The 24492-nt window shown below is 65.3% G+C and carries 24 protein-coding genes; 4 read left to right on the plus strand and 20 right to left on the minus strand.

What is annotated here, in order from left to right:
- Positions 1-342 precede the first annotated feature (342 nt).
- A complete protein-coding gene (locus FJV43_RS11820) occupies positions 343-1671 on the plus strand; it encodes a dicarboxylate/amino acid:cation symporter (RefSeq protein WP_239627174.1) in 1329 nt (442 codons plus the stop codon).
- Positions 1672-1820: 149 nt separating this feature from the next.
- Here FJV43_RS11820 and FJV43_RS11825 read toward each other — a convergent pair whose 3' ends face one another.
- The 10 genes from FJV43_RS11825 to FJV43_RS11870 form a co-directional block, all read right to left on the minus strand.
- Complete coding sequence (locus FJV43_RS11825) at positions 1821-3434, minus strand: ABC-F family ATP-binding cassette domain-containing protein (protein WP_239627175.1); 1614 nt, start codon at positions 3432-3434, stop codon at positions 1821-1823.
- Positions 3435-3606: 172 nt separating this feature from the next.
- The gene (locus FJV43_RS11830; RefSeq protein ID WP_239627176.1) at positions 3607-3954 is read right to left on the minus strand and encodes a RidA family protein; all 348 of its coding nucleotides are present in this window, start codon (positions 3952-3954) and stop codon (positions 3607-3609) included.
- A 15-nt stretch (positions 3955-3969) separates the two neighbouring features.
- Positions 3970-5091 carry an FAD-dependent oxidoreductase gene (locus tag FJV43_RS11835; protein ID WP_239627177.1) on the minus strand — a complete coding sequence of 374 codons (1122 nt, stop codon included), beginning with the start codon at positions 5089-5091 and terminating at the stop codon, positions 3970-3972.
- Entirely contained in the window at positions 5088-6506 is a 1419-nt protein-coding gene (locus FJV43_RS11840) for a (2Fe-2S)-binding protein (protein WP_239627178.1), read from the minus strand. Before FJV43_RS11840 ends, FJV43_RS11835 begins: the two co-directional genes overlap by 4 nt.
- The gene (locus FJV43_RS11845; RefSeq protein ID WP_239627179.1) at positions 6503-6799 is read right to left on the minus strand and encodes a (2Fe-2S)-binding protein; all 297 of its coding nucleotides are present in this window, start codon (positions 6797-6799) and stop codon (positions 6503-6505) included. Before FJV43_RS11845 ends, FJV43_RS11840 begins: the two co-directional genes overlap by 4 nt.
- Before the next feature lie 30 nt (positions 6800-6829).
- A complete protein-coding gene (locus FJV43_RS11850; protein ID WP_239627180.1) occupies positions 6830-8026 on the minus strand; it encodes an FAD-dependent oxidoreductase in 1197 nt (398 codons plus the stop codon).
- An 8-nt stretch (positions 8027-8034) separates the two neighbouring features.
- Positions 8035-8841, minus strand: coding sequence for an ABC transporter permease (locus FJV43_RS11855; RefSeq protein WP_239627181.1), 807 nt, complete (start codon positions 8839-8841; stop codon positions 8035-8037).
- The gene (locus FJV43_RS11860) at positions 8838-9713 is read right to left on the minus strand and encodes an ABC transporter permease (RefSeq protein ID WP_239627182.1); all 876 of its coding nucleotides are present in this window, start codon (positions 9711-9713) and stop codon (positions 8838-8840) included. Before FJV43_RS11860 ends, FJV43_RS11855 begins: the two co-directional genes overlap by 4 nt.
- Positions 9710-10750 (minus strand): ABC transporter ATP-binding protein, encoded by a 1041-nt coding sequence (locus FJV43_RS11865; protein ID WP_239627183.1) that lies wholly within the window; start codon positions 10748-10750, stop codon positions 9710-9712. The genes FJV43_RS11860 and FJV43_RS11865 overlap by 4 nt, the downstream gene beginning before the upstream one ends.
- 23 nt (positions 10751-10773) lie before the next feature.
- Entirely contained in the window at positions 10774-11808 is a 1035-nt protein-coding gene (locus FJV43_RS11870) for an ABC transporter substrate-binding protein (RefSeq protein ID WP_239627184.1), read from the minus strand.
- 274 nt (positions 11809-12082) lie between these two features.
- Here FJV43_RS11870 and FJV43_RS11875 point away from each other — a divergent pair, with 274 nt between their 5' ends.
- Positions 12083-12997 carry a LysR substrate-binding domain-containing protein gene (locus FJV43_RS11875; protein ID WP_239627185.1) on the plus strand — a complete coding sequence of 305 codons (915 nt, stop codon included), beginning with the start codon at positions 12083-12085 and terminating at the stop codon, positions 12995-12997.
- Between the two features lie 163 nt (positions 12998-13160).
- Here FJV43_RS11875 and FJV43_RS11880 read toward each other — a convergent pair whose 3' ends face one another.
- The 9 genes from FJV43_RS11880 to FJV43_RS11920 are packed head-to-tail and all read right to left on the minus strand — an operon-like array spanning position 13161 to position 21904.
- A complete protein-coding gene (locus tag FJV43_RS11880) occupies positions 13161-14534 on the minus strand; it encodes an amidohydrolase family protein (protein WP_239627186.1) in 1374 nt (457 codons plus the stop codon).
- The gene (locus FJV43_RS11885; protein WP_239627187.1) at positions 14531-16114 is read right to left on the minus strand and encodes an ABC transporter substrate-binding protein; all 1584 of its coding nucleotides are present in this window, start codon (positions 16112-16114) and stop codon (positions 14531-14533) included. Before FJV43_RS11885 ends, FJV43_RS11880 begins: the two co-directional genes overlap by 4 nt.
- Positions 16115-16148: 34 nt before the next feature.
- Positions 16149-16799: an aspartate/glutamate racemase family protein gene (locus FJV43_RS11890; protein WP_239627189.1), complete on the minus strand. Its 651-nt coding sequence runs from the start codon at positions 16797-16799 to the stop codon at positions 16149-16151.
- Entirely contained in the window at positions 16796-17680 is an 885-nt protein-coding gene (locus tag FJV43_RS11895; RefSeq protein WP_239627190.1) for a polysaccharide deacetylase, read from the minus strand. Before FJV43_RS11895 ends, FJV43_RS11890 begins: the two co-directional genes overlap by 4 nt.
- The gene (locus FJV43_RS11900; protein ID WP_239627192.1) at positions 17667-18482 is read right to left on the minus strand and encodes an ABC transporter substrate-binding protein; all 816 of its coding nucleotides are present in this window, start codon (positions 18480-18482) and stop codon (positions 17667-17669) included. Before FJV43_RS11900 ends, FJV43_RS11895 begins: the two co-directional genes overlap by 14 nt.
- A 16-nt stretch (positions 18483-18498) precedes the next feature.
- Positions 18499-19263 carry an amino acid ABC transporter ATP-binding protein gene (locus tag FJV43_RS11905; RefSeq protein ID WP_239627193.1) on the minus strand — a complete coding sequence of 255 codons (765 nt, stop codon included), beginning with the start codon at positions 19261-19263 and terminating at the stop codon, positions 18499-18501.
- Complete coding sequence (locus FJV43_RS11910; protein WP_239627195.1) at positions 19260-20117, minus strand: amino acid ABC transporter permease; 858 nt, start codon at positions 20115-20117, stop codon at positions 19260-19262. Before FJV43_RS11910 ends, FJV43_RS11905 begins: the two co-directional genes overlap by 4 nt.
- Positions 20114-20941 carry an ABC transporter substrate-binding protein gene (locus FJV43_RS11915; protein WP_239627197.1) on the minus strand — a complete coding sequence of 276 codons (828 nt, stop codon included), beginning with the start codon at positions 20939-20941 and terminating at the stop codon, positions 20114-20116. The genes FJV43_RS11910 and FJV43_RS11915 overlap by 4 nt, the downstream gene beginning before the upstream one ends.
- A gap of 39 nt (positions 20942-20980) precedes the next feature.
- A complete protein-coding gene (locus FJV43_RS11920; RefSeq protein WP_239629398.1) occupies positions 20981-21904 on the minus strand; it encodes an N-carbamoyl-D-amino-acid hydrolase in 924 nt (307 codons plus the stop codon).
- 184 nt (positions 21905-22088) lie between these two features.
- Here FJV43_RS11920 and FJV43_RS11925 point away from each other — a divergent pair, with 184 nt between their 5' ends.
- Together FJV43_RS11925 and FJV43_RS11930 are read left to right on the plus strand one after the other, a co-directional pair.
- Positions 22089-23015 (plus strand): LysR family transcriptional regulator, encoded by a 927-nt coding sequence (locus tag FJV43_RS11925; protein WP_239627198.1) that lies wholly within the window; start codon positions 22089-22091, stop codon positions 23013-23015.
- A gap of 39 nt (positions 23016-23054) precedes the next feature.
- Positions 23055-23762 carry a type 1 glutamine amidotransferase gene (locus FJV43_RS11930; protein ID WP_239627200.1) on the plus strand — a complete coding sequence of 236 codons (708 nt, stop codon included), beginning with the start codon at positions 23055-23057 and terminating at the stop codon, positions 23760-23762.
- 199 nt (positions 23763-23961) lie between these two features.
- Here the strand turns inward: FJV43_RS11930 and FJV43_RS11935 are convergent, their stop codons facing one another.
- Positions 23962-24429, minus strand: a complete 468-nt coding sequence (locus FJV43_RS11935; RefSeq protein ID WP_197969098.1) for a nuclear transport factor 2 family protein — start codon at positions 24427-24429, stop codon at positions 23962-23964.
- Positions 24430-24492: the final 63 nt, after the last annotated feature.

A 24492-nucleotide genomic window follows, 5' to 3' on the forward strand; every position in this document is an offset into this window, starting at 1 on the left:
CGATCGGCATGCCGAGGCGAGGCCGTTCGCGAACAGCAAGCACGATAGATATCCACCAATCGCACCGAGGATGATCGGCATGCGGCGCCACCGGCCTGGAGCTGCAAAGGCGGGCACTCCGATCATCGGTGCGGTCGCGAGCCCGCCCCATCGAGAGCTTGTTACCGCCGGCGTCACCGGCGACTAGTGGCTGCGATCGACAACAAGCGCGCTTGCGACTCCGCGATCGATCTTCGTGCAAACAGACAAAAATGTGATTGTCGCTTCGGCGGCGGCCATCACATGATGCAAGTCATGCATGATTCAGATCATGCATGATCAATGCGTTCCGGGGCACACTCCATGACACAAATCGCGATCCAGCCAGCCATTCACCGCCGGCACCAGCCCTGGTACAAGATCCTCTACGTCCAGGTGCTGATCGCGATCGCGCTCGGCGTGCTCATCGGCTATTTCTATCCTGATCTCGGCAAGGCCTTGAAGCCGCTCGGCGACGGTTTCATCGCGCTGATCAAGATGATGATCGCGCCGGTGATCTTCTGCACCGTGGTGCACGGCATCTCCTCGATGGGCGACCTCAAGCGCGTCGGCCGGGTCGGGCTGAAGTCGCTGATCTATTTCGAGACGGTCTCGACCGTCGCGCTCGCGGTCGGACTTTTGGTCGGCGAGATTCTCCAGCCCGGGCACGGCTTCAACATCGATCCCGCCACCATCGACCCGAAGTCGGTCGCGACCTACGTCACCAAGGCCAAGGAAGAGGGCATCGTCGCCCATCTGATGGCGATCATCCCCGACAGCTATCTGGGCGCGATCGCGCGCGGCGACCTCCTGCAGGTGCTGCTGATCTCGATCCTCTCCGGCTTCGCCATCGCCTTCCTCGGCAAGGCCGGCGAGCCCATTGCGGATGCGATCGACAAGGCCGCGAAGATGTTCTTCGGCATCATCCGCATCATCGTGCGCGTCGCGCCGATCGGCGCCTTCGGCGCGATGGCGTTCACCGTCGGCGCCTACGGCCTCGGCTCGCTGCTCAACCTCGCGGCGCTGATCGGCACGTTCTATCTCACCAGCATCCTGTTCGTGCTGGTCGTGCTCGGCGCGATCGCGCGGCTGGCGGGCTTCTCGATCCTGCGCTTCATCGCCTACATCAAGGACGAGCTGCTGATCGTGCTCGGCACCTCATCCTCCGAGACGGTGCTGCCGCAGATGATCCAGAAGATGGAGCATCTCGGCGCCTCGCGCTCGGTGGTCGGCCTCGTCATTCCGACGGGGTACAGCTTCAATCTCGACGGCACCAACATCTACATGACGCTGGCGACGTTGTTCCTGGCGCAGGCAACCAATACGCATCTGACCATCTGGCAGGAACTCGGCATTCTCGGCATCGCCATGATCACCTCGAAGGGCGCCTCGGGCGTCACCGGCGCCGGCTTCATCACGCTCGCGGCAACGCTCTCGATCGTGCCCGACATACCGATCCAGTCGATCGCGATCCTGGTCGGCATCGACAAGTTCATGAGCGAGTGCCGCGCGCTGACCAATCTGATCGGCAATGGCGTCGCCTGCGTCGTCATCAGCATCTCCGAAGGCGAGCTCGACCGCGACGCACTGCACGAGACCATGGCCCACCCGTTGGAGATCGGCGAAGCACTGGAACCGGGCGGAAGCGCGTAGGTAGAAGGCAGGCGCAGCTCAATTCCGACGCGGTCGTTTCCCGGAGTGGAAAACCGGCGGGATAAGCGTCACAACGACGGCACTGCGATCACGGATTGATAGTCATTTTTTTCCACCCGACGCGCTGGGGGCAGGGCGTCGGGTTTTTGTTATTCGAATGATGAGCCCTTGGAATCACGTTCGCCGGCGAGATCGAGCCGCCGCGTGATCCCGATTGCCTGCAAAAATGCCTCGTCATGACTGACGACAAGCAGCGCGCCGTCATAGGCTCTCAAGCCGGCCTCGACCGCTTCGATGGACTCGACATCCAGATGGTTGGTGGGCTCGTCGAGAATGAGCAGGGATGGTGGAGTCACCCCGCCAAGCACACAGGCAAGGCCTGCACGAAACAACTGCCCGCCGCTCAGGCTTCCGGCGATCTGCAAGGCCGCATCGGCGCGAAACATGAACCGCGCCAGCGCGGCACGACATTCATTCGCGCCCGCCTTTGGATTGAGACGGCCAAAATTATCCAGGATCGAGATCCTGGGATCGAGCAGGCTGACCTTCTGGTCGAACAGCGCGAAGTCCGGCCTGACCCGCACGGTGCCCGAGCACGGGCGCAGCTCGCCGGCGATCAATTTCAGCAGCGTCGTCTTGCCGGAGCCGTTGGGTCCGACCAGCGCGACGCGCTCCGGACCGACGATCGCGAGCGATAGATCGCGGAAGACCGGCCGCTCCGGCCGATAACCTGCACTGACGCGGTCGAGCCAAAGCACCTCCCTGCCCGCCGGCAGGCCGGTCACGGGCAACTTGACCGACAGCGGCTGAAAAATCTCGATGCGCCGGCGCGCCGTGTCCACTGCATGGATGGCCTCTGCGCGCCGCCGCTCGGCGATTTGCGCGTTCGTGCCGCCGCTGTCCTCGCTGCGATCCTTGCGTGCGCCGGCCAGGATGCGCGGCATGTCGCCCTTGGCGCGCTTCTTCCTTCCGCCGCTGTCCTTGCGCGCTTTCCTTTCCGCTGCCTCTTGTGCCTTGCCGTCGATCTCGGACAGGCGCCTTTCGGCATGCGCGAGATCATGCCTGATAGCGGCGAGTTCGACGGCCTTCTGCTCGCGATACCGGCTCCAATTGCCGCCGTATCGCGTAGCTCCGAGCGAGGTAAGTTCGACGATCGCATCCATGGTCTCCAGCAAGCCTCGGTCGTGGCTGACGACGATGGCACCGCCACGCCAGGTGGCGAGCAGATCAGCCACCGCCTTGCGTCCGTCCCGGTCGAGATTGTTGGTGGGCTCGTCCAGGAGCAGGAAGTCGGGCTCGGCGAAGATCAGCGCGGCGAGCCGAAGCCGCGTGATCTGGCCGCCAGACAGGCAAGACAGCTCCGTGTCGGGAGACGGATCGAACCCGAGGCGCGACAGCGCGGCCTCAAGCCGCGTTTCGAGCGTCCAGTCAATCGCAGCGATCTCATCCGCAGAGGCATCGCCTCGCTCTGCACAGCGAAGCAACTCCAGCGCCTGCCGCACGCCGAACAGGTCGGCGACGGTCGCGCCGGCAAGAACCTGCACATCCTGGCGCAACAAGCCGATGGTGCCGTCGATCAGAACGCGCCCTGATCGGGGCACATGTTCCCCTATGATCGACGCAAGCAGCGTCGTTTTCCCGACGCCGTTGCGGCCGACGAGACCGGTACGCTCGGTCGTGAATGTCAGATCGATGTTGGAGAGAAGAGAACGGCCGTCAGGCGTGGACAGCGACAGATTCGACAGAATGATCGAAGCAGGCATGGAATTCCCCGTGAGCAAGGCAGGTGGGCTTTGCGGTCGGGGTCATATCCATGGCTACAAGTATCCTGATTGAGGGACTCTCTAAGTAGTCCCATGGAAGGGCGAGATCAAGGCGGGACGCGAGAAGGACGACAGCGCGGAAGGCGCTGTCGTCCTTCGTCGCCGTGCGCGGTCAACCCTTCAGGGCGGTGACCACCACCTCGATCAGCGCGCCGCCGCCGAGATCGGCGACGCCGACGGTGGCGCGGGTGGGGAGATTGTCGCCGAAGAACTCGGTCCAGGCCGCATCCATCTCCTTCTTCCCGGAGAGATCGGTGACGAAGATCGAGGCGCTGACGACGCGAGACTTGTCGGTGCCGGCCTCCTTCAGATAGCCGGCGATCTTGCCGAGGATGTTGCGGGTCTGCTCGCCCATCGAGACCGACGTGTCGTCGGCAATGGTGCCACCGAGGAAGACGAAGCCGCCTGCCTCGACGGCGCGGTGCATGATGGGCGTGCGGATGCTGCGGGTGATGCTCATGATGTCCTCTTGTTGTTAGAGCGTGGAGGGATGGAAGCGATCGATGCCGAGATCGCTGACGCGGGTCTGGCTGCCGCCGTTGACGATCAGCTCCGCCATCACGGCGCCAGCGCCTGGGCCGAGCTGAAAACCGTGCAGCGAGAAGCCGAACTGATGATAGAGGCCCTTGTGACGGCTGCTCGGCCCGAACACAGGCAGATCGTCCTTCATCCTGGCCTCGATGCCCGCCCATGCGCGGACGACGGTGGCGCTGCGCATCACCGGGAACAGCTCGAACACGGTCTGCGCGCTGGTCGCGAGACTCTTCCAGTCCAGCACCGTCTCGTTGCGGTCCTGGTAGGGCGTCGCCAGATGACCGCCGCCGATCAGCACGGTGCCGTTCTCGAACTGCTTGAAGGAGAGTTTTCGCCCGCGCAGGATCACGACGGGATCGATGAAGTGCGGCACGCGCGAGGTGATCATCAGCATCGGCGCCACCGTCTCGACCGGAACCGGCTCACCGAGCGCGGCGGCGATCTTGCCGGCCCAGGCGCCCGCGGCGTTGACGAGCACCGGCGCGGCATAGGTGTCCGTGCCGACGTCGACGTGCCAGAGTCCGTCGCCGTAGCGGATGTTGCTGGCGGCCACGCCCTCGCGCACGGTCGCGCCGAGTTGCTCGGCCTTGCGGCGGAATGCCGTCGTCGTCTGCGCCGGATTGGCGGCCCCGTCTCGGCGCGAGACCACGCCGCCCGGACAGGTCTCGGCGACGGCGGGCACGAGGCGACGCAATTCGGTCGCGTCGATCAGCTCCTCATGGGTGAAGCCAAGCGCGTTGAGCTCGGCGACACGCGCGCGGCAGATCGCAAGCTCCTCCTCGTTCTCCGCGACCAGCACCTGGCCGTGGCTCTCGAAGCTGCAATGGTCGTCGAGGAGATCTGAAATCTTCTCCCATATTCCCATCGAGCGGATCGAGAGCGGGATTTCGGGGACGTGCCGTGCGAGCTGACGGACCCCGCCGGCATTGACACCCGAGGCATGACGGCCGGCGTAGTCCTTCTCGATCAGCACCGGCTTCAAGCCGGCGAGGCACAGATGCAGCGCGGTCGAACATCCGTGGATGCCGCCGCCGACGACGATCGCATCCACATTCCTGGTCATCCGCGCACCACGGCCTTGACGTCGGCTTCGCTCTTGGGAACGGCGGCGAGCTCGGCGAGCGTGATCGGCTTCACCGGCGCGCGCAGCCGGTAATAGCCGATCTCCTGCGGGGACTTGCCGCGTGCCTGCGCCATCAGCTCGGTGACGGTGAGGCCGCAGAGCCGGCCCTGGCACGGACCCATGCCGGTGCGGCGATAGGCCTTGAGCTGGTTCGGGCCGGTCGCGCCGATTGCGACGGAGTCGAGAACGTCCTTGGCCGTCACCTCTTCGCAGCGGCAGACGATGGTGTCGCCCGAGGGAATGCGGAACTGCCGCGCGGGACGAAACAGCGTGTCGAGGAAAACGCGGCCGCGCTCGGCCTTGGCGAGATCGGCTCGGAGCGTTGCCATCGCGGGAAGCTTCGCAGATGCCGCCGGCGCCAATGCTTCCGCGGCCGCGCGCGCCGCGATGCGGCCGCGGACCACGGCTGCGGTCGCGCCGCCGATGCCCGCGCCGTCGCCCGCGATGGCAATGCCGGGGACCGACGACGAACCGTTCGCGTCCAACACCGGCGACCAGCACAATTGCAGATCATCCCAGCGATGCTCGATTCCTGCTGCCATGGCCAGATTGACGTTGGGAACGACGCCTTGATGCAGCAGCAGCAGATCGGCCGGGATGTTTTCGCGCTTGCCGCCGGCGACATAGCTCACGCTGGCGAGCTGGCCATCACCTGAGGCCGCAAGCTCGGTGACACCCGAGACGACCTGCGCCTTCGCCTTGACCTCGCGCATCATCGACAGGCCCTTGGCGAAATAGGGCGAGGTCAGGAAGGCGAAGGCATGGGGCAGCGCCGCGAAATAATTGCCGCGCTCGGTGGTGTCGAGGATGCGGTCGATGCGGCCACCGAGGCGGAGGATCTGCGCGGCGAGCAGCCAGAGCAGCGGCCCCTGCCCCGCGATCACCGTGCGTCCATCAGGCACCAGCGCCGATGATTTCAGCATGGTCTGCGCCGCGCCGGCCGTCATCACACCCGGCAGCGTCCAGCCGGGAATCGGAAACGGCCGCTCCAGCGCCCCGGTCGCAAGGATCACGCGCCTGGCCTTGACGAAAGCGGATGCGCCACCGATCGAGACGGCGATCTCGAGGTTGCGGTCGAGGCTCCAGACCGTGGCACGATGGATGATTTCGGCGCCGCTCGCATGCAGCACCTGCACGAGATTTGCCCCCACCCAATAGTCGGCGCCGAGCTGGCTGCGTTCGGTGACCGGCGTCGAGGAAATCGCGCGGAACACCTGGCCGCCAGGGCCGATATTCTCGTCGAGCAGCAGCGTCGACAGGCCGGCCTCGGCGGATGTCGCGGCAGCAGCAAGACCCGCCGGCCCGGCGCCGATCACCACCACGTCGTATGCTTCGCGCTTGGGAGCCACAGTCATTTTCCGATCTCCCGCTTGCCCTTCTGGATTTCGATCTGCATGCCCTCGACGACGGGCACCAGGCAACCTTGCCGGTTGCCGACGCCATCAATGGTGACGAGGCAGTCGAAGCACACGCCCATCATGCAATAAGGCAGACGCGGCGCGCCGCTCACTGCGGTGGAACGCCGTGCGTCGACGCCGGAGGCCAAGAGCGCCGCGGAGACGGTGTCACCCTGGCGCGCTGCGACGGCGACGCCGTCGACGAAGATCTGCACTTGCGGACGCTTGTCCTGTTCGGATCGCCTGAACATAGGGATGGCCCTTGGCTCCTTCCTGAATCTCTAATAGCCGCTGTTGTTGGCTGCGCCCGCGCCGCCAAAGCGGCTGGCCGAGAACGCGCCGACAAGCTCCGGCTCAAGCGCACCTTGCGCCACCATGCGCGCGATATCGAAGGCGTGGTTGGAAGCGAGCGTCACGCCGGAATGGCAGCAGGCCACGAAGGCGCCGGGATGCGTCTCCGACTGGTCATAGATCGGAAAGCCGTCCTGCGGCATCACGCGGATGCCGGCCCAGCTCCTGACCACGTTGAGCCGCGACAGATGCGGAAACATCCGCTGTGCGCGATCCGTCATCACGGCGCTGATCGAATGCTTCAACGTGCGATCATCGAGCTCGTCCTCCTTGCTGTCGCCGATCATCACCGTGCCCTCGTCGGTCTGGCGGATCGTGGTCAGTGGATGCGGCAGGAACGGCACGGTCCGCTCGGTCACGACGATCTGGCCTCGGGTCGGTCCCATCGGCGCGTAGAGACCGACCATCGGCGCCAGGGTCTGATTGGCATTGCCCGCCGCGAGCATGATCTTGGCGGCGCGCAGCTCACCCTCCGGCGTCGTCAGACGAAACTCGCCGCCGGACTTGCTGATCGCCGAGACCGGACGCTCCGGAAAATAGTCGATGCCGAACGCCTTGAAGCCGGTGTGGAAGGCGCGGAACGTGCGCAGCGAATTGACATGGCCATCGAGCGGGCAATAGCTGCCGCCGGAGACTTCGGGGCCAATCAGCGGCAGCGACTTCTTCACTTCCGAGGCCGACAACATCTCCATCTTGTAGTCTGCGGCGCCGGCCTGGTTGTGCATGCGCTTGACGAGCTCGGTGCGCTGGCCGAATTCGTCCTCGCCAAGCGTGAGATGGAAGCCGCCGTTCTGCTGGAGACAGACGTCGAGGCCGGTCTGCTGCTTCAGTTCGGACGCGAGCCGGCCCCACGCCTCCGACGCCCGCACCGTCCAGACCGTATAGGCCGGCATGCCCAAGCCCTTGCTCTGCACCCACACCAGCGCGAAATTCGCGCGCGAGGCGCGCTTGGTGATATCGCCTTCATCGAGCACGGCCACCTTCTTGCCGAGGCGGCCGAGGCCCCAGGCAATGGCGGAGCCGAGCAGTCCGCCGCCGACGACGGCGACGTCGTATTCAGACTTTCGTTTTGACGCGCTTTCTTCACGCGAACCGGCGTCCACTTCGCTCGAAAACGCTTTAGGCATGAGATCTCCTATCGTCCCGTATCGCCCTTGCCGGCGAGCACACGGTCGAGCCCGTAGAAGCGGTCGAGCAGAATGAGGGCGGTCATGGTGATCGCGATCACGCAGGCCGAGACCGACGTCACCAGCGGATCGATGTTGTCCTGGATATAAAGGAACATGCGCACCGGCAACGTCTCGGTGCCGGGTGCCGCGAGGAAGACGGTCATGGTGAGATCGTCGAAGGACTGGATGAAGGCGAGCGCCCAGCCGCTGATGACGCCGGGCAGGATCAGCGGCAGCGTCACGCGGCGGAACAATGTCCAGCCGCCGGCGCCGAGCGAGACCGCCGCCATCTCGACGGTGCGGTCCATGCCGGTTGCCGCCGCCAGCGTCAGCCGCAGCGCGAACGGAAACACGATGATGACATGCGCGACGATCAGCGCGGCGAAGCTGCCGCCCAGCCCGACCGACGTGAAGAAGCGCAGGAAGGCAATGCCGAGCACGACATGCGGGATCATCAGCGGCGACAGGAACAGCGCCGCCAGCGCATCACGGCCGCGGAAGCGGTAGCGCGCAATCGCGAGCGCCGCCGGCACCGCGAACAGAAGCGCGACGAAGGACGAGAGCGCGCCGAGCCCGAGGCTGACCCAGAAGGCGTGGATGAACTCGGGATAGTTCGCGATCGTCCTGAACCAGCGCAGCGAAAAGCCGTTGGTCGGCAACGAGAGGAAGCCTTCCGGCGTGAAGGCGACGAGGCAGACCACCAGGATCGGCGCCACCATGACGACGACGAAGATGGCATGGAAGGTCAGCGCCAGCGGGCCGTTCCGGCTCATCGGAACACCTCCGCGTAGCGTCGCTCGATCAACGCGTTGCTGCCGACGACGATCAGCACCAGCGCGACCAGCAGCAGCGTCGCGACCGCGGCGCCGAGCGGCCAGTTCAGCGTGTTGAGGAACTCGTCATAGGCGAGCGTCGCCGCGACCTTGAGCCGTCGGCCGCCGATGATCGCCGGCGTCGCGAAGGCGCTGGCCGAGAGCGAGAATACGATGATGGCCCCCGACAGCACGCCCGGCAGGATCTGCGGCATGATGATGCGGCGGATGATGGTCGCAGGGCCCGCGCCGAGCGACATCGCGGCATTCTCGATCTGGGGGTCGAGGCGCTGAAGTGCAGCCCACACCGACAGCACCATGAACGGCATCATCACGTGCGCGAGCGCGACAATCATTCCGGTCTCGGTGAACATGAAGGGGATGGGGGAGCGCATGACCCCGAGCGACATCAGGAGCTTGTTGACGAGCCCGTTATTGCCGCCGAACAGCAGCGCCCAGCCGAGTGTGCGCGCGACGACGGAGATCAAGAGCGGCCCGAGAATGACGAGCAGGAAAAAACTCTTCCAGCGGCCGCTCATGCGGTTGAGGATGTACGCTTCGGGCGCACCCAGCAAGGCCGTGAGCAGCGTGGTCAGGATCGCGATGCGAAACGTCCGCCAGAACATTTCTGCATAGTAGGGATCGGTCGCGATCTCGTGCCAGTTCTTGAGGATGAAGACCGGCTCGATGCCCTTGTACTGGCCCCAATCGTGGAACGACAGCATCACCGTCATCGCCAGCGGAATCAGCAGCACGCCGACGAACAGCATCAAGGCCGGCGTCGTCAGCGCCCATGGCGCACGGGCGTTTCGTTCGTCGGCGGCCATGCTCATACGGAGGCTCCGCCGCGCACGCTCATGTCCTCCGGCCGCCACGTGAGGCGTACTGCCTCGCCTTCGGCTGGCTGCGGCTTGCCATCGTTCTGACGGATCACGATGGCCGGACCACATTCGGTATCGCACTGAAACAGCCAGTGATTCCCCTGAAAGATGCGCGTGATAATCTTGGCGCTGAGCCCCGTATCACCAAAGCCGATTCGTTCGGGGCGAACACTCACTGTCACGGGTCCGCCGAGCCCGGCCGGCGCCGGCGCGCGCCAGGAGCCTGCCACCAACTGGGTAGGCGATACGACCCGGTCGATCATCCCGGGAAAATCATTCGTCTTGCCGAGGAATTGCGAAACGAAGGCCGAGGCCGGCCTCTCGTAGGTCTCCTGCGGCGTGCCGATCTGCTCGATCTTGCCCTGGCTCATCACCACGATGCGGTCGGACAGCGACATCGCCTCGTTCTGGTCGTGCGTGACCAGGATCGTGGTAGTGCCGATGGTGCGCTGGATCTGGCGCAGCTCGATCTGCATCTCCTCGCGCAATTTTGCGTCGAGGTTCGACAGCGGCTCGTCGAGCAGCAGCACGCTCGGCTTGATCACCAGCGCGCGCGCCAGCGCAACGCGCTGCTGCTGGCCGCCGGACATCCGGCGCGGATGGCGGTCCTCGTAACCGGCCAGCCCCACCATCGCCAGCGCGGCCCGAACGCGCTCGGCCCGCTCGCCTCGCGCGACGTTGCGCATCTCGAGGCCAAAGGCGACGTTCTCCGCCGCCGTCATATGCGGAAACAGCGCGTAGCTCTGGAACACGATGCCGAGGCCGCGCTTGGCCGGATGGATCGCGGTGAGGTCCTTGCCCTCCAGGCGGATCGCGCCGCGCGTGGGATCGAGGAAGCCCGCGATCATCTGCAATGTCGTGGTCTTGCCGCAGCCGGACGGGCCGAGGAAGGAGATGAACTCCCCCTTCCCCACCGACAGGCTGAAGTCGTCGACCACAGTCTGCGCGCCGAACTGCTTTGCGACCCGATCGAGCTCGAGATAGGCCATGACGCTGTCTCCGCCGCGACCGATCAGCGCTCGACCTCGCGATTCCAGCGCTTGGTCCACTCCTCGCGCTTCTCGTTGATGACGGTCCAGTCCGGATTGTAAAGCTTGGCCGCGCGCTCGCCGATCGGCGCCATCTTGCCGAGCTCCGGCGGGATCACCAGCGATTTCAGCACCGGGCCGTAGCCGTAATCCTTCAGCAGCACGAGCTGGATTTTTGGATCGAGCAGCATCTTGATGAAGCTCGCTGCGAGCGGCGAAGCGTTGGGCTTGTTGATCGGGCAGGCCGTCGTCAGCAGCGTCGCCGCGCCTTCCTTCGGATAGACGAAGTCGACGGGGAAGCCGGTATTGGCGAAGCTCTGCACGCGGCCGGTGCCCCACACCGCGATCACGGCCTGGCCGGACTGGAACAGCTCGGTCATCTTGCCCGGCGAGGGCTCATAGGCCAGCACGTTCGGATTGATCTGCTCCTTGAAGATCTTGAAGCCGGAATCGACGTTGGTCTCGCCGCCGCCGTTCATCTTCGACAGCATCACCAGCGCCTCCAAGCCGTAGGTGTTGTTGATCGGCGGGATGACGAGCTGCTTGGCGTATTTCGTGTCCTTCAGGTCGTTCCACGAAGTCGGCGGCGCCCAGCCTTTCTCCTTGAACACCTTGGTGTTGTACATCAGGCCGGTCGCGACGATGCCGATCGCGACCGCGCGATCGTCCTTGAAGCGGGCGGTGTCGTAGAGATCGGCCGGCAGTCCGTCGAGCTTGCCGCAGAAGCCGAGCTGGATCGCCTGGTACATCGGGCCGTCATCGACGATGGCGACGTCGATCTGCTGGTTGCCCTTCTGCGCCTGAAGCTTGGCCAGCGTGTCGGTGGAGTTGCCGGCGACGTACTCGACCTTGACGCCGTTCTCCTTCTCGAAGGCCGGGATCACCTCGTCGCGGATCGTCTTTTCGAACGAGCCGCCGTAGCCGGCGACGTAGAGGGTCTTTTGCTGGGCCGAGGCGACCGACGGGGCGGCAACGAGCGCTGCGATGCTGACCGCTGTCAGAAGGCGAAGAGTCTTCATATGGACCGATCTCCAATACCGGAATGAGGTGACGTGCCGACAAGTCTCCGGCCGGAGTGCCTTCCGCATTCCCTTCCGCGCAAATCCCTGTCCGATCAGGGCTCCGGCCCCTGCTCGGCGGGCTTTGGCGCGATCTGGAGGTTCGAATCCCTCCAATCTGCCGAAAAAGCGGGCTGTCTCCAGCTCTGATGAAAAAGATCGCAACCTATACTTCCATCGTCCAATGAATAATGGCACCCTCTGCATGCCGAAATATTATGATTGGATTCTGGGTATGGCGCGGATCAATTCGCGGCAGGTGGAGGCCTTCCGGGCAACGATGCTGACCGGCAGCGTCACCGAGGCGGCAAAATTGATGGTGGTGACACAACCTGCGGTCAGCCGGCTGCTGCGCGACTTCCAGGCGCTTCTCAAGATGGAGCTGTTCGAACGACGGGGCACCGGCCTGGTCCCGACCGCGGCGGCGATGGCGCTCTATACCGAGGTCGAGCGCTCCTTCGTCGGTCTCGAGCGCATCACCGCGGCTGCCGAGGAAATCCGCGGCCGGCGCACCGGTTCGCTGCGGATCGCCGCGCTGCCGGCGCTGGCGAACGGCTATCTGCCGCGGCTCGCGGGGCATTTCTTGATGGAGCGGCCCAACCTCAACCTTGCCTTCTTCGGCGTGATCTCGCCGATCGTGGTCGACTGGGTGTTGAACAACCAATGCGACATCGGCTTTGCCGAGGTGCCGATCGCCCATTCCGGCCTGCCGAGCCAGCGACTGCCGGCACTGGCGCGCGTCGCGGTGCTGCCGACCGGTCATCGCCTCGCGGAGAAGGAAGTGCTGGAGCCGCGCGATTTCGAGGGCGAGACCTTCATCTCGCTGTCGGCGGGATCTTCGAGCCGGCACCTCGTCGACCAGGTCTTCCACCGCCACGATGTCCGCCGCGTGCTCAGGGTCGAGACCACGCTGTCGGAGATCATGTGCGGCATGGTGTCGTCGGGACTCGGTGTGTCGATCTGCGATCCCTTCACCGCGCAGGAGTTTGCAACGCGCGGTGTCGTCGTGAGACGTTTCCTGCCGCGCATCGACTTCGAATTCTCCGCGGTCTTTCCGGCACAGCGCAGTCCGTCGCCGGTGGCGCTCGATCTGGTCGAAACCATGCGCAAGGCGCTGGTTGAATTCGAGGACGCTGCCAAAACGCATTGAGTTGAATCACTCTCGCCCCGGGCTCGCTGCAACCTCTCCCGCTTGTGGGGGAGGTCGGCGCGGAGCGCCGGGTGGGGGCTCTCTCCTCATTGGGAGTGCCCCCTGTGCCGAGAGAACCCTCTCCCCTACCCTCTCCCGCAAGCGGGAGAGGGAGCGCACCTTCTTAGCCGTTGAAAGCGGCCTGCGCTTCCGGCAGGTCCCAGATCTTGCCGATCGCGGCGGTGCCGGCCGCCGTGATCGCAGCTTCGTCGGCGCCGAGATAGCGGCCGGCATCGATCAGCACACGACCGTCGACCATGACCTGATCGATATTGGCGCGGTTGGCGAGCGCGATCAGCGCGCGGCGGGGATCGAACAGCGGCTGAAGATGCGGATGGGTGAGATCGACAACGGTGAGATCGGCGGTGGCGCCCGGCTCGATGCGCCCGAGATCCGGACGCTTGATGACATCGGCGGCGACAGCCGTGTTCGCTTCGATCAGCTCCGGTGAGTTCGCGACGTCGGGACGCGCCGAGGTGATCTTTGAGATCAGTGAGGCGGCATTGAGTTCGCCGAGCAGGTCCATGTTGTAGCCATCGGTGCCGACCACGGTGCGCACACCGTGCTCGGCGAAGCGGCTGAAGGCAGCGGTGATGCCGGCGCGCGCGAAGACGCGCGGGCAGTTCAGCACGGTCATGCCACGCGCGGCCATCAGCTTAAGGTCGTCGTCGCTGCTGAACATGCAATGTGCCGCCATGAAGTCGGGCGCCAGCAGGCCGAGCCAGTCCAGATATTGCGCCGGCGTGCGGCCGCCATAGCGCTTGCCGATGGTCTCGACCTCGGCGCGGCTCTGAGCCATATGCGTCGTGATGGGCACCCCGAGCTCGCGCGCCCGGGTGGCGCATGCTTTCAGCAGATCAGGACCGCAGGTGTCCGTGGCGTGCGGGCTCATCGCAAGGCTGATGCGACCATCGCCGCGATTGTGCCAACGCTGGTAGAGCGCATCCCAGGTCGCCATGTCCTTGGCGCCGTCATCTCCGGAATAGTGCACGATACCGTCCGGGCCCGCTTTGGCGTCGGATGTGGAGAACAGATAGGGCGCGCCGTAGAAGCGGATGCCCATCTCCTCCGCCGCGTCGAACATTTCCGGAATCGAATTGCGGAACGGCTCCATCACCGTGGTGGCGCCACCCTTCAGGAGTTGGAGAATGCCGAGCCGCGCCACCGCGAGCCGCTCTTCCGCCGACAAGATCTCGGCGCCGCGTTTGGTCAGCGGCAGCAGCACCGTGTAGACGATGCTCTGGTTGTTGCGGCGGCCATTGCCGTCTTCGGTGTGGCTGCGCGCGACCGCCTCGGAGAAGCAGTGATTGTGGAGGTTCAAGAGGCCCGGCAGCACGAAGCGGCCGGGCCGATCGTAGACGTGATCGGCCTGCGGCTTGTCACGTGTGACCGCGGCGATCTTCCTGCCCTCGATCAGGACCCAGTGGTCGCGCAACACGTCCTGCGCGCCATTGTTGCGTGACAGCACATAGCTGCCGAAGATTACCGTGGTGCTCATGCGGGGCGTACGTTCCAGAAGACGGCAGTGCCGTCGAGAATGCCGGTGATGGCCTTGCGATAGGCGGTCGGCTGTTTGTACAGGCCGATCGGAATATACGGGATTTCCTCGAACGCGACCGCCTGGATCTCGCGGCAGATGCGTTGCTGCTCCGCGAGCTCGGACGCCGCAAGCCATTGGCTGCGCAACGGCCCCATCTTCTCGCTCGCGTACCAGCCGGCGACCTTGCCTTCGCCGCGGATGTTGGTGTTGCCGGCCGGGTTGAGCCAGTCGATGCCCTGCCAATTGCCGACCGCCGCGCTCCAGCCGCCCTGTCCGATCGGGTCCTTCTTGAGCTGGCGCTGCAACACGACGGCGAAATCGAGCCCGGCATATTCGACGTTCATGCCGGCCTTGCGCAAGCTATCAACCGCGATCTCGCCAAGCGGCTTCTGCGCCAGCGAGTTGGTTGGAACCAGCACCACGATCTTCTCGCCGTTGTAACCGGCGGCTTTCAAATCGGCCTTCACCTTGGCGTAATCACGCGGGCCACGGAACACATCGAGGCCAACGTCGGTCGCCATCGGCGTACCGGGCGCGAAGAAGCCGATCGGCGAGACCTGAAAGGCCGGATCGGTGCCGGCGACCGCGGTCATGAACGCGGACTGGTCGATCGCGCCCAGCAGGGCGCGCCGGATGGCGGGATTGTCAAACGGCGGCTGCAGGTGATTGAGGCGCAGCATGCAGGCGTAGCCGCGGGGATCGAGGATACGCGTCTCGATGTCGCCGGCAGCCTTGATCACCGGCAACAGATCATGCGGCGTGGTCTCCTGCCAATCCTGCTCGCCGGTCTGGAGCGCGGCGACGCCGGTGCCGGCATCAGGCGTGGTGGTCCAGACCACGCGGTCGTAATGCACGATCTTCGGACCCGCCGTCCAATCCGGCCTGCCGTCCGTGCGCGGCTGATAGCGCTCGAATTTGGCATAGGCGTTGCGGGCGCCCTGCACGCGCTCGTCGGCGAGATAGCGGAACGGGCCGCTGCCGACCACTTCGGTCAGCGGCTTGAACGGATCCTGGCTCGCCAGCCGCTCCGGCATCATGAAGCAGGCATTGATCGCGGCCTTGCCGAGCGCCTGCGGCAGCAGTGGGAACGGGCGCTTGAGGCGAAAACGGATGGTGCGATCGTCGGCAGCCAGCAGTTCGGCCGTCGCCTCCAACAACTCGCCGCCAAAGCCGTCGCGGGCCGCCCAGCGGCGGATACTGGCGACGCAGTCGCGCGCGAGCACGCGCTCGCCGTCGTGCCAGAACAGACCGTCGCGCAATGTGAGATCCCATTGCAGCCCTTCAGCGGAGACGACATGGCCCGACAGCATCTGCGGCGAGACCTGGAGCGACGAGCTCATGCCATAGAGCGTGTCGTAAACCATGAAGCCGTGGTTTCGCGACACCTGCGCGGTGGAGTAGATCGGGTCGACGAAAGCAAGATCGATGACGGGAATGAAGCGCAAGGTGCTCTGCGCTTCGGCGCGTACGACACCCGGCAGCGACAGCGCCGGCATGGCTGCGGCGGCCTTGAGGAGCGAGCGGCGGGAGATGGACATTGCGAGGAGCTCCTAAAGGGACAGATGCATTCGTTCAGTGGTTCAACAGCACCGCGCCCAACGCGGCCGCGACGGCCTGCTGCGCCGGTTCGATCACGGGCACGCCGATCGCTTCCGCAATCGCCGCACGGTGCGAGGCCATGCCGGCGCAGCCCATCACAACGACGTCGGCGCGGCATTGCGTGACCAGGGCATGGCCGGCTTCGATCAGGCGACCACGGATATCCGCACCGGCCGTCTCCGCCGCGCTCGCGCCGACCGACCAGCTCCCGGCATAGCGGCTGTCAACGCCCGTGACTCGCACCATGCGCTGCTGGCGGCGGATGCTCGACGGCGACAGCGCGATGACGCCAAAACGTTCGCCCAGCATCAGCGCGCGAAAGATGCCGCATTCGGCGATACCCAGCACCGGGCGCCCGCCGGCCGCCTCGCGCACCGCATGCAGGCCGGGATCGCTGAAGCAGGCGAGCACGAAGGCATTGGCATCGTCGCGCGTGACGCGGGTCACCAGCGGCATGACGACGCTGTCGGCATCGCGCTGCGAGCTGATGCCCGGCGGCCCCTCGGCAAGGCCAACCACCTCGATCTCAGGTCCGCCGGTTATACGCAACGGCGCGACCGCGTCGTCGATCGCCGCCGTCACCGACGCGGAGGAGTTCGGGTTGATGACGAGGATGCGGGTCAACGGTTGCCGGCCTCGTGGCGCAGGAAGTTTTCCGCGATCTTCTCGCCGGTCGTGATCCAGACATCCGGGCACGACCTAGCGTAGGTCAGGAACTCGCGCAGCAGACGCAGCCGCATCGGACGGCCACTGCATTGCGGATGCAGCACCGTCGTGACCATCGCGCCCCAGTCGCGGACTTCGTCGAGCTCGTCCCTCCACATCGAGAGCACATGCTCTTTCGGGAAGATCGAACGCGGGCTGAAACGGGCGGACAGGCCGTGCATCCAGTCGTCATAGCTCGCCGTCACCGGCAGCTCGATCGTGCCCGGCTTGCCGTCGGCGAGACGATGGCGATAGGGCCTGACGTCGTCGCGGAACGAGGACGTGTAGACGATGCCGTGGCGCACCAACGCGACGCGCAGCTCCTCGGTGAACTCGCCGTAGGGCGCGCGATAGCCGGTCGGCCTGACGCCGAGCCGGCGCTTCAGCACCTCGAAGCCGCGCTCCAGTTCCTCCTCGATCCAGGGATCGCCGGGATCGGGCAGCAGATGGTAGTAGCCGTGATGGCCGATCTCGTGGCCGGCCTTGAGGATGGATTCGGCCATCGCCGGATGCGCATCGACCGACCAGCCCGTGACGAAGAACGTCGCCTTGAGATCGAGCTGGTCGAGCAGCTCCAGCAGCTTCGGCGTGCCGACGCGCGCCTCAAAGCCGCCATAGCTCATGGTGATGAGCCGCTGCGCATGCATCGCGTCCTTGCTGGTCCAGGCGCTCTCCGCGTCGACGTCGAACGACAGGAACATCGCGGACGTGAACGGCTTGGGCCAGGGATATTCCGGCGCGGGATCCGCAGTGTTGGCCGGAACGAGCGGGATGCTCCGGAGTGCCTTACTGTCCAGCATTGATAATCGCCTTTTCGAGTGCGTTGTCAGTCAGTTTCCATTTGGCGAGCAGGGTCTTGTAGGTGCCGTCAGCGATCAGCGCGTCGACCGCTTCGAGCATGGCCTGCTGCAGTGCCTTCTCTTTTGCCGGCAGGGCAATGCCGGTGAATTGCTGCGCGATGGGCTCGCCCACCGTCGCGTAGGTGCCGGGCTCGAGGTCCATGATGTAGGGCAGCGTCTCGTTGCCCTGGGCGGCGGCATCGATGCGGCCCTGCCTGAGCTGGGTGCGCGCATCGGCCGAGCCGTCGGTGCCGACAAACTGGATCGGATTGCCGCCGCAATTCTTCTCGCTCCAGACCGCGATCTGCGCCGGGAACATGGTGCGGCGGCTGGCGCCGACCTTCTTGCCGCAGAGCGCTAACGCATCCTTGAACTCGGCCTTGCGCGATGCCTGCACGAAGAACTGCGGACCGCTTCGCAAGTAATCGACGAAGGACGCGACCTCGTGCCGGCTGGCATAGTCCGTGAAGCCGGACAGGATGGCGTCCACCCGCCCGGTCGAGATCGACGGCATGAATTCGGCAAAGCTCGTCTCCTGCCATTCGATCTTGACGCCGAGCTTGCGGCCGATGGCTTCGCCGAGATCGATGTCGAAGCCGGACAGAGCGTTGGTGGCGGGATCGCGGAACTCCATCGGCGGATAGTTCGGCACCAGCGCGACCTTGAGGCTGCCGCGCTTGGCGATCTCCGGCGGCAATTCAGCCGCCATCGCCGACGCATGCATGGCGCCCAGGAATGCCGTCGCAACCAAAAGTCTCTTCATCACCACGCCCCCTGTTTCAGATCACAGCCGAAAGAAATGCCTTGGTGCGCTCCTCGCGCGGCGCACCCAACACGTCGGACGCACGCCCATGCTCGACGATCGCGCCCTGGTCCATGTAGACGACGCGGTCGGCGACCTCGCGCGCGAAGCCGAGCTCGTGCGTGACCACCATCATGGTCATGCCGCTCTTCGCCAGTTCCTTCATCACCGCGAGCACCTCGCCGACGAGTTCTGGATCGAGCGCGCTGGTCGGCTCGTCGAACAGCATCAGCATCGGCTTCATGGCGAGCGCCCGCGCAATCGCAACGCGCTGCTGCTGACCGCCGGAGAGTTGTGCCGGATACCAGTCAGCCTTCGCGGACAGTCCGACGCGACGGAGCAGCTCGATCGCTTCCGCGCGCACCTCATCGGCTTTACGCCCCTGAACCTGGGTCGGGCCCTCGGTGATGTTCTCCAGCGCAGTCTTGTGCGGAAACAGGTTGAAGCGCTGGAACACCATGCCGGTCTTCAGCCGCTGCCGGCCGATCTCGCGCTCGGTGAGCCGACGCAGCCGTCCGTCCTGCTCGCGCACGCCCAGCAGCTCGCCGTCGAGCCAGATGCCGCCGGCATCGATCGTGGCGAGCTGGTTGATGCAGCGCAGCAGCGTGGTCTTGCCGGAGCCGGAGGCGCCGATCAGGCACATCACCTCGCCGGGCCAGACGTCGAGCGAGACGTTCTTGAGAGCCTGGAACTCCCCGAAATCCTTGCTGACGGAGCGGATCGCGACGAGGGGTCTTGTCATCGCGCAAGCCGCAATGTGCCGCGCGCAAAGCGGCGTTCGAGCAGCATCTGGAGCGGGGTCAGGATCGAGACCACGAGCAGGTACCAGAGCCCGGCGACGATCAGGAGCTCGATGACGCGGGAATTGGCGTAGTAGATGTTCTCGGCGTTGTGCAGCAGTTCGGGATACTGGATCACGCTCGCGAGCGAGGTCGCCTTCACCATGCCGATGAACTCGTTGCCGAGCGGCGGAATCACCACGCGCATCGCCTGCGGCAGCACGATCCGCCGCAGCGCGCGCAGCCGCCCCATGCCGATCGCCTGCGCCGCTTCATATTGCCCGATATCGACCGACAGCATGCCGGCGCGCATCACTTCGGAGGTGTAGGCGCCCTGGTTGATGCCGAGCCCAAGCAAGGCGGCGAGGAATGGCGTCATGACGTCGACGGCGCGTGCGGACCACAGGCCGGGGATGCCGATGGTCGGGAACACCAGCGCGAGATTGAACCACAGCAGCAATTGCAGGATCAGCGGCGTGCCGCGAAACAGCCAGGTGTAGCCGGCCGCCACCGTCTTCAGCACCGGATTGGGCGACAGCCGCATGATCGCGACGACGATGCCGAGCACGATGCCGAGCGCCATCGCCAGCACCGCCATCACCATGGTGTTGACGATGCCTTCGAGAATGACCTTTGCTGTCAGAAAGCGGCCGACATAGGACCATTCGATCTGGCCGGCCGCGAACGCACGCGCAATCGCCGCCAGCACGAGGACGATCAGGGCCGCGCTGAACCAGCGAAACCAGTGCGGCTCGCGCGCGATCTGCATTCCCGACAGATCGGGAAATCCGTCCGCGAGTGCCGGAGCCGGCTTCATTGCGGCGCCGCGTTCAGCATGGGCTGGGCGACAGCGTTGGCGCCTAAGCCCCATTTGTCGAGAATGGCCTTGTAGGTGCCGTCGGCGATCATCGCTGCGAGCTTCTCCGTCACGACCTCGCGCAGGGCCGCATCGTCCTTGCGGAACATGATGCCCTGGTAACCTTTGGCAAAGGGCTCGCCGACCACGCGGTATTTCCCAGCCTCCTGCGTCTGCGCGTAAGGCAGCGTCTCGCTGCCCTGCACGGCGGCGTCGATGCGGCCCTGCTTGAGCTGGTTGCGGACGTCGATCGAGTTCTCGCCCGGAACATATTGGATCGCCGGCTTGCCGGCCGGCTCGCAATTCTGCTTGCTCCACTTCTCGATCTCGACCGGGAAGCTGGTGCTGCGGGTGGTACCGACCTTCTTGCCGCAGAGATCGGTCGCATCCTTGGCCCCGCTCTCCGCCATCACGAAGAACTGCGGGCCGGTTGCGAGGTAGTCGACGAAATCGGCAGTCTCGCGCCGCGAGGCGCGATCGGAGATACCGGAGATGATGAAATCGGCGCGCTTGGTCTGGAGCGAGGGGATCAACTCGGCGAACGGCGTCTCGCTCCAGACGATTTTGAGTCCGCCAAGCCGCTTGGCGAGCTCTTTAGCGAGATCGATATCGAGCCCGACCAGCTCGTCGGTCGCGGGATCGCGATATTCCATCGGCGCGTAGGTGGAATTGACCGTGAGCTTCAGCGTGCCGGCCTGCTTGATCTCCGCCGGAAGCTCGGCCGCCTGCGCCGACGTCACGGCAGCCAACGCTGCGAAGGCAAGCAAATGCGAGAGGCGTGTCATGTCAGCTCCTTTGCCAACGCCTCGATCGGCCGTTTGAAATCAATCTGCGTCGAGAACGGCCGGCTCGATGACGCCGGCGCGCTCGGTGATCACCCTGTACTGCTCGGGCCGCCGGTGGGCGGCGAAATTGAACATCTTGTCCTTGCCCTGGCGGCAGAGGTCGAGGTCGATGTCGGCGACGATCACTTCGTCCGCGAGCGTCTGGGCCTGCGCGACGATGCGGCCGTTGGGATCGACGATGCAGGAGCCGCCGATCAGCCCGGAGCCATCCTCCTCGCCCGCCTTGGCCACCGAGATCGCCCAGGTCGCGTTCATGTAGGCGTTGGCCTGCGTCACCAGCGTCGAGTGGAAGGTGCGCAAGGCGCCGTCTTCGGTGGTGCCACCGTTTGGATCATAAGCCGCCGAATTGTAGCCGATGCAGACGAGCTCGACGCCTTGCAGGCCGAGCACGCGCCAGGATTCCGGCCAGCGCCGATCGTTGCAGATCATCATGCCCATGATGGCGTGGGCCCAGGACGAGCCGGCGCGGAAGGCGGGAAAGCCGAGATCGCCATATTCGAAATAGCGCTTCTCAAGCTGCTGGTAGCGCGCGCCCGGACGCGGCTCGACCGACCCGGGAAGATGCACCTTGCGGTAGCGGCCGAGAATCTCACCGTCGCGATCGACCAGGATAGAGCAGTTGTAGCGCCGGCCGTCCGGCGTCTTCTCGGCATAGCCGACATAGAAGCCCACGCGCAGCGCACGCGCCCGCTCGAACAGCCTTGCCACCGCCGGGTTCGGCATGCTGCGCTCGAAATACTGGTCGAGAACCTCGCCTTCGAGCAGCCAGCGCGGGAAGAAGGTGGTGAAGGCAAGCTCGGGAAACACCACGAGGCTCGCACCGCGGCCGGCCGCCTCCTCCAGCATGTCGAGCATGCGCGACAGCGTATGCTCGCGCGTATCGGCTTTTTGCGTCGGCCCCATCTGAGCGGCGGCGGCGCGAAGGACACGAACCAAGTTTGCCTCCAATCTGTGCGCAGTGCTGCCTCAATGGGCGCATGAACCCTTTGATGCGACGCGCAAATCCGCTGCCATTACGGGCGAGCGGGGCTGCAAAATCAATTCGCTTTGCTATGATGTTTTGGCCCTGAGTATAATCGGCAGTGATATGAACCTGCGTCAGCTCGAGATTCTGCGTGCGGTCATCCGCCACCGCACCACGGTTGCGGCGGCGGACGAGCTGGCGCTGTCGCAGCCCGCGGTGAGCAACGCGCTGAAGACGATGGAAGCGCAGGCCGGCTTCGCGCTGTTCGAGCGCGTCAACAACCGGCTGTTTCCGACCGCCGAAGCAATGGCGCTGTACAAGGAGAGCGAAGCGATCTTCGCCTTGCACGCAAAGCTCGAGAACCGCGTGCGCGATCTGCGCGAGAACCGCTCCGGGCATCTCGCCATCGTGGCGACCCCGCCGCTCGCCTACAGCATCATCCCTTCCGCGCTGTCAGGCTTCCTGCACCGTCGCCCGGAGACGCGCGTGTTCTTCGACGTGCGTCGCTACGAGGGTATCATCGAAGGCGTGCTCAGCCACGTCGCCGAGCTCGGCTTCGCCCTCGGGCTGACGCATCATCCCGGTATCGCGCATGAGGTGGTGCATACCGGCGAGATGGTGTGCGTGGTGCCGCCGCAGCATCCGCTCGCCGACAGGCCGGTGATATCCGCGTCCGATCTTTCCGGCCTGCCCTTCATCGGGCTCGAGCGCGGCACGCGGCTTGGCGAAGCCGTGCGCGACAGCTTTGCCCGTGCCGGTGCGCCGTTCCGGCCGACTGTCGAGGTGCGCTACTGCAACACGGCCTGCGTGCTCGCGGCCGCCGGCGTCGGCGCTGCGGTGGTCGATCCGTTCTCGCCGCGGCAGAACGGCGGCAGCGGCCTCGTCGTCCGTCCGTTCACGCCGACGACGCAGGCGGTCGCCTATATGCTGTGGTCGGAAGCCGAGCCGCTGTCGCGTCTGGCCAAGGCCTTTCTCAACGAGGTCCGCAAGGAGAGCGCGCTGCTCGAGCGCACAGCGCCGCACCAGCAACATGGTGCAGAAAGCGACTGAGCTTGCGATCACACGCGCAACCTTCTACCCGAGGCGCACATGGCACACATCACGATCATCGAGACTGGGCTCGTTCCTCAAGAGCATCGCGAACGCCACGGCTCGTTTCCCGACATGTTCGCGCGCATGATGCGCGCTGCGGACCCCACAACCACGGTCGACGTGGTCAGCATCCCGAATGGCGATACGCTCCCCGACCCACGCAAGGTGGATGCCATCCTGATCACCGGCGCGGCCGCCGGCGTCTATGACGCGCTGGACTGGATGGCGCCGCTGGAGGATTTCGTGCGCAAGGCTTACGTCAACCAGACACCGATGGTCGGCGTCTGCTTCGGCCATCAGCTGATCGCACAGGCGCTCGGCGGCACTGTTCGAAAATCGGAGAAGGGCTGGGGCATCGGCCGGCACGTCTATCAGGTACTGCCGGAGAACGGCGTGATCGACGGCGAAACAATCGCCGTTCCCTGCTCGCATCAGGACCAGGTGATCGAGGCGCCGAGCGACGCGCTGACGATCCTGTCGTCCGAGTTCACCCCGCATGCCGGCCTGCTCTACGCCAACGGCACGACGCTGACCGTGCAGTCGCATCCGGAATTCGATGTGGAGTTTGCGCAGGTGTGTTGCGATCTGCGCGACGGCAAGGCGCCAGATGACGTCGTTTTGGCGGCGAGGGCATCGCTGGCGCAGCCGCTGGACAATGCGAAGCTCGGTGGCGCGATCACGAGGTTCCTGGCGAGGCGCCCCTAGCCGCGGAGCCCGCCGTGCGCTGTTCTTCCCTTCTCCCCTTGTGGGAGAAGGTGGCGCGAAGCGCCGGATGAGGGGTATCCATCCGCGAGTTCGCTGTCATTGAGTGCGCGGAGAGAGACCCCTCACCCGTCTCGCCGCTTTGCGGCGAGCCACCCTCTCCCACAAGGGGAGAGGGTGAAAGAGCACCGCTTGTAAAATTCTAGAACGGATCGGTCCCGAGGCCCGCTACGTCAGCAGGCCTTGGCCCCGGAGCCGGCCAGTGAAACCGGCGATCCTTCTCCGCGATCGCGATGTCGTTGATCGAGGCCTCGCGCCGCTTCATCAGGCCGTGCTCATCGAACTCCCACTGCTCGTTGCCGTAGGAGCGATACCACTGGCCGCCGGCATCGTGCCATTCGTACTGGAAGCGCACCGCGATACGGTTGCCGTCGAAGGCCCAGAGGTCCTTGATCAGCCGGTAGTCCAGCTCCTTCTCCCATTTGCGGGTGAGGAACGCGACGATGGCCTCGCGGCCCTGAAGGACTTCGGAACGATTGCGCCAGCGGCTGTCCTCGGTATAGGCGAGCGACACGCGGACCGGATCGCGTGAATTCCAGGCGTCCTCGGCCATGCGGGCCTTTTGCGCAGCGGTCTCGCGGGTGAAGGGTGGAAGCGGCGGGCGCGACATGATGGCCTCATCGGTTGGTCGGGCCGTGAATTTATCGCCCCGATTGGCGGAGTCGATAGGCCA

The sequence above is a fragment of the Bradyrhizobium sp. I71 genome (genome assembly GCF_022354745.1).
Taxonomy (GTDB): Bacteria; Pseudomonadota; Alphaproteobacteria; order Rhizobiales; family Xanthobacteraceae; genus Bradyrhizobium; species Bradyrhizobium liaoningense.

What these genes read in the sequence shown, in the direction of transcription:
- FJV43_RS11820 (WP_239627174.1), top strand. Translation starts at nt 343, where the DNA reads ATGACACAAATCGCGATCCAGCCAGCCATTCACCGCCGGCACCAGCCC.
- FJV43_RS11825 (WP_239627175.1), bottom strand. Translation starts at nt 3,434, where the DNA reads ATGCCTGCTTCGATCATTCTGTCGAATCTGTCGCTGTCCACGCCTGAC.
- FJV43_RS11830 (WP_239627176.1), bottom strand. Translation starts at nt 3,954, where the DNA reads ATGAGCATCACCCGCAGCATCCGCACGCCCATCATGCACCGCGCCGTC.
- FJV43_RS11835 (WP_239627177.1), bottom strand. Translation starts at nt 5,091, where the DNA reads ATGACCAGGAATGTGGATGCGATCGTCGTCGGCGGCGGCATCCACGGA.
- FJV43_RS11840 (WP_239627178.1), bottom strand. Translation starts at nt 6,506, where the DNA reads ATGACTGTGGCTCCCAAGCGCGAAGCATACGACGTGGTGGTGATCGGC.
- FJV43_RS11845 (WP_239627179.1), bottom strand. Translation starts at nt 6,799, where the DNA reads ATGTTCAGGCGATCCGAACAGGACAAGCGTCCGCAAGTGCAGATCTTC.
- FJV43_RS11850 (WP_239627180.1), bottom strand. Translation starts at nt 8,026, where the DNA reads ATGCCTAAAGCGTTTTCGAGCGAAGTGGACGCCGGTTCGCGTGAAGAA.
- FJV43_RS11855 (WP_239627181.1), bottom strand. Translation starts at nt 8,841, where the DNA reads ATGAGCCGGAACGGCCCGCTGGCGCTGACCTTCCATGCCATCTTCGTC.
- FJV43_RS11860 (WP_239627182.1), bottom strand. Translation starts at nt 9,713, where the DNA reads ATGAGCATGGCCGCCGACGAACGAAACGCCCGTGCGCCATGGGCGCTG.
- FJV43_RS11865 (WP_239627183.1), bottom strand. Translation starts at nt 10,750, where the DNA reads ATGGCCTATCTCGAGCTCGATCGGGTCGCAAAGCAGTTCGGCGCGCAG.
- FJV43_RS11870 (WP_239627184.1), bottom strand. Translation starts at nt 11,808, where the DNA reads ATGAAGACTCTTCGCCTTCTGACAGCGGTCAGCATCGCAGCGCTCGTT.
- FJV43_RS11875 (WP_239627185.1), top strand. Translation starts at nt 12,083, where the DNA reads ATGGCGCGGATCAATTCGCGGCAGGTGGAGGCCTTCCGGGCAACGATG.
- FJV43_RS11880 (WP_239627186.1), bottom strand. Translation starts at nt 14,534, where the DNA reads ATGAGCACCACGGTAATCTTCGGCAGCTATGTGCTGTCACGCAACAAT.
- FJV43_RS11885 (WP_239627187.1), bottom strand. Translation starts at nt 16,114, where the DNA reads ATGTCCATCTCCCGCCGCTCGCTCCTCAAGGCCGCCGCAGCCATGCCG.
- FJV43_RS11895 (WP_239627190.1), bottom strand. Translation starts at nt 17,680, where the DNA reads ATGCTGGACAGTAAGGCACTCCGGAGCATCCCGCTCGTTCCGGCCAAC.
- FJV43_RS11900 (WP_239627192.1), bottom strand. Translation starts at nt 18,482, where the DNA reads ATGAAGAGACTTTTGGTTGCGACGGCATTCCTGGGCGCCATGCATGCG.
- FJV43_RS11905 (WP_239627193.1), bottom strand. Translation starts at nt 19,263, where the DNA reads ATGACAAGACCCCTCGTCGCGATCCGCTCCGTCAGCAAGGATTTCGGG.
- FJV43_RS11910 (WP_239627195.1), bottom strand. Translation starts at nt 20,117, where the DNA reads ATGAAGCCGGCTCCGGCACTCGCGGACGGATTTCCCGATCTGTCGGGA.
- FJV43_RS11915 (WP_239627197.1), bottom strand. Translation starts at nt 20,941, where the DNA reads ATGACACGCCTCTCGCATTTGCTTGCCTTCGCAGCGTTGGCTGCCGTG.
- FJV43_RS11920 (WP_239629398.1), bottom strand. Translation starts at nt 21,904, where the DNA reads ATGGGGCCGACGCAAAAAGCCGATACGCGCGAGCATACGCTGTCGCGC.
- FJV43_RS11925 (WP_239627198.1), top strand. Translation starts at nt 22,089, where the DNA reads ATGAACCTGCGTCAGCTCGAGATTCTGCGTGCGGTCATCCGCCACCGC.
- FJV43_RS11930 (WP_239627200.1), top strand. Translation starts at nt 23,055, where the DNA reads ATGGCACACATCACGATCATCGAGACTGGGCTCGTTCCTCAAGAGCAT.
- FJV43_RS11935 (WP_197969098.1), bottom strand. Translation starts at nt 24,429, where the DNA reads ATGTCGCGCCCGCCGCTTCCACCCTTCACCCGCGAGACCGCTGCGCAA.